This is a genomic window from Rhizobium sp. YJ-22, assembly GCF_029601685.1.
Taxonomy (GTDB): domain Bacteria; phylum Pseudomonadota; class Alphaproteobacteria; order Rhizobiales; family Rhizobiaceae; genus Metarhizobium.
The window spans coordinates 6,835-8,603 of the sequence record NZ_JARRIR010000019.1; the positions used below are offsets into that span (position 1 = coordinate 6,835).

The 1,769-nt window shown below is 63.5% G+C and carries 3 protein-coding genes; all 3 read left to right on the forward strand.

Annotated elements, in window-relative coordinates; translation table 11 throughout:
* The first annotated feature begins 1 nt into the window (after position 1).
* Positions 2-628 carry an acyl-homoserine-lactone synthase TraI gene (gene traI / locus P7F60_RS27290; RefSeq protein WP_277920790.1) on the forward strand — a complete coding sequence of 209 codons (627 nt, stop codon included), beginning with the start codon at positions 2-4 and terminating at the stop codon, positions 626-628.
* Positions 625-1,596 carry a P-type conjugative transfer ATPase TrbB gene (gene trbB / locus P7F60_RS27295; protein ID WP_064334923.1) on the forward strand — a complete coding sequence of 324 codons (972 nt, stop codon included), beginning with the start codon at positions 625-627 and terminating at the stop codon, positions 1,594-1,596. Before traI ends, trbB begins: the two co-directional genes overlap by 4 nt.
* Positions 1,586-1,769 (forward strand): TrbC/VirB2 family protein (locus P7F60_RS27300; RefSeq protein ID WP_277920791.1); only part of this gene is annotated, 184 nt, incomplete at its 3' end. The genes trbB and P7F60_RS27300, both read left to right, overlap by 11 nt.

The following is a 1,769-nucleotide window of genomic DNA, read 5'->3' on the forward strand; positions in this document are numbered from 1 at the left end:
TCTGAGCGTCTCGGCCGACCACTACGCAAGCAACCACAACTACCTGAACCAGATGCACCGTCTTCGGGCCGCCGTGTTTGGCGACCGCCTGGAATGGGATGTCACGATTACGGACCAGGGAGAGCGGGATCAGTACGATGATCTCCACCCAACCTACATTCTGGCGATCTCAACCGACCAGAAAGTCGTCGGCTGCGCGCGCCTGCTGCCTGCATCTGGCCCGACGATGCTGGAGCAGACATTCGCGCAACTGCTGGAGCGCGGTTCGCTCGACCCCCATGCCGCAATGGTCGAGAGCTCACGCTTCTGCGTCGACACGTCGCTTCAAGCGGGGAGGAGAGGTAGCCTCCATCACGTCACGCTCACCATGTTCGCCGGCATCATCGAATGGTCGATGGCGAACGGTTACAGCGAGATCGTCACCGCGACCGATCTTCGTTTTGAACGGATCCTGAAGCGTGCGGGCTGGCCAATGCACCGCCTCGGCAATCCGGTTGCGATCGGGAACACCGTCGCCGTCGCGGGCAGTCTGCCGGCTGATCGCGCCAGCTTCGAACAGGTCTGCCCGCCAGGATACCGCTCGGCAATCGTGCGCAACGGTTCCGGCCTCTTCAGGAGCGCCGCGTGACCCAACTCCGCTCCCATCCCCGCCTCGTGCGCAAACTCCAGGACGCCCTCGGCGACCAGCTCTGCATCGCACTCGACGACGCGACGGTCGTCGAGATCATGCTCAATCCCGACGGAAAGCTATTCATCGAACGGTTGGGGCACGGCGTCGCCCCGGCCGGCGCCATGAGCGCTGCCACGGCCGAAATCGTCATCGGCAGCGTCGCCCATGCGCTGCAATCGGAAGCAGACGATGAACGGCCGATCATTTCAGGCGAACTACCGATCGGTGGTCACAGGTTCGAGGGGTTGCTGCCGCCCGTGGTATCGGCGCCAGCGTTTACCATCCGGCGGCGAGCATCGCGGCTCATTCCGCTGGACGACTACGTGACATCGAAGGTGATGACCGAAGCGCAGGCCTCGGTTTTGCGAAGCGCGATCGCCTCGCGCATGAACATCGTCATCTCAGGCGGAACCGGGTCGGGAAAGACGACGCTTGCCAATGCCGTTATCGCCGAGATTGTCGCAACAGCCCCCGACGATCGCATGGTCATCCTGGAAGACACCGCCGAGATCCGGTGCTCGGCAGAAAATGCCGTGTCGCTTCACACCACCGACACGGTCGATATGGCCCGGCTGCTGAAAAGCACAATGCGTCTCAGACCCGACCGCATCATCGTCGGCGAGGTCCGGGACGGCGCGGCACTGACGCTGCTCAAGGCCTGGAACACCGGCCATCCCGGAGGCGTCACCACGATCCATTCCAATACGGCGATGTCAGCACTCCGCCGGCTGGAGCAGCTGACGGCGGAAGCGAGCCAGCAGCCGATGCAGGAGGTGATCGGCGAGGCCGTCGATCTGGTCGTTTCCATCGAGCGCACGGGCAAGGGCAGACGGGTACGGGACGTGATCCATGTCGAGGGGTTCAGCAATGCCCGCTACCGGACCGAACACTACGCCCAGATTGATGAGGACAGCCATGCCGCATGAGACAAGGATAAATCTCGCCACCCTAGGCCTCGCCACCATCGCTTTAACCCTCGCAGAACCGGCACTGGCCTCCTCGGGCGGCGGCGGCCTGCCATGGGAGTCGCCGCTGCAGCAGATCCAGCAATCGATCACCGGACCCGTCGCCGGCTTTATTGCCCTGGCAGCCGTTGCCA